Genomic DNA, 1,311 nt, shown 5'->3' with positions numbered 1-1,311 from the left:
CACTGCAAGCTGGTCAAGTTGAATCATCCGCCGAATAGGTGGCTTGCAAAGGAAGACCGGTGAGCACTGCAAGCTGGTCAAGTTGAATCATCCGCCGAAAGTGTGGGTAATGAAAAGCTTCTTGAGATAAAACTCAAGAAGCTTTTTTATGGGCGCACATCTTCGAATGCAATTCACTCTGAGAGCTGGCCACAGTGAAGCACAACTGCACCAGGGTGATTGCAGGTAGGATGAGGGGAGCAACATAAAACGCAAGGAGATGAACATTCGTAAGCGTCGCCTCATTACCCTCTTGACGGAGGGATGCGGAGAGGTCAAACGTCGAGGACGTGACGCAGCAAGGCGAAGCCGACGCGCCACTGGGTGCCATCGCCGGGATCGATGGTGGCGGTTCGGCTGTTGATGCGCACGATGGTGCCCACCACGGTCTGCAGGTACTTGTCCTCGAAGGCGACCTTCTCTCCACGGCGGAAGTCGTCGCGGGTTGGCTGAGGGGCTTGGGGCGGCTCTGGCTCTGCTGCCTGGGGAGGCACCGCTGGATCGGGTTGCGGCGGCTCAATGGCTGCGTAAGGCAACTTCCACTCACGGCGTTCGCGCAACTCGTGCAGCGTGACCTGTGTGTCGCGCATGGCCACGACCTTGCCCTCACGCAGACTGCCATCGCGCCAGTCCACAAAGCGCACGGTCTGCCCCAGATGCAGGTCCTTGCGCACGGCAAGGATGCGTCGCGGGTCAGCCAGCAAGCGTTCGATGACTGTGCTGAGCTGGTACAGCTCCAGGCTGCTGGCCTGCTGCAGGGCTTCGAGCACCCGAGCGTCAATGCCGGGTGCGCTCATGCCGCCAGCCGTTGTTCCACATGCCCGGTACCGATCACCGTCAAGTTCCAGGGCAACAGTTCCTCGATGCGATGGATGGGATGCTCGGCAATACGGCCGAGCACCTCGCGCAGGTAGGCCTCGGGGTCGAGTCCGTTGAGTTTGGCGGTCTGCACCAGGCTGTAGATGGCGGCCGCACGCTCGCCGCCCGAGTCCGAGCCCATGAACAGGTAGTTGCCCCTGCCCAGGGCGACACCACGCAGCGCCCGCTCGGCCGCGTTATTGTCCATCTCGATGCGGCCATCGTCGCAATACCGTGTCAGGGCCCGCCAGCGCGTCAGGCTGTAGCCGATGGCTTGCGCCAACTCCGATTTGGCCGACACCCGTCCCAGCAGTTGGCTCAGCCAGGCGTGCATATCCCGCAGCAACGGACTCGCTCGCGCTTGGCGTTGCGCGCATCGGACCTCAGGGGCTTGCCCCCGGATGTCGCGCTCGA

At 62.2% G+C, this 1,311-nt stretch carries 2 protein-coding genes; both read right to left on the bottom strand.

The annotated features are described in order from the left end of the window. Positions 1-314: 314 nt before the first annotated feature. Positions 315-836 (bottom strand): hypothetical protein, encoded by a 522-nt coding sequence (locus C6P64_RS17560; RefSeq protein ID WP_105749818.1) that lies wholly within the window; start codon positions 834-836, stop codon positions 315-317. Then, the coding region (locus C6P64_RS17555; protein ID WP_146115979.1) for an IS66 family transposase at positions 833-1,311 on the bottom strand (479 nt) is incomplete at its 5' end. The genes C6P64_RS17560 and C6P64_RS17555, both read right to left, overlap by 4 nt.

The organism is Malikia granosa, from assembly GCF_002980595.1.
Classification (GTDB): Bacteria; Pseudomonadota; Gammaproteobacteria; order Burkholderiales; family Burkholderiaceae_C; genus Malikia; species Malikia granosa.
The sequence above is the reverse complement of the archived record's forward strand: the minus strand, read 5'-3'. Positions and strand labels throughout refer to the sequence as shown.

What these genes read in the sequence shown, in the direction of transcription:
- C6P64_RS17560 (WP_105749818.1), bottom strand. Translation starts at nt 836, where the DNA reads ATGAGCGCACCCGGCATTGACGCTCGGGTGCTCGAAGCCCTGCAGCAG.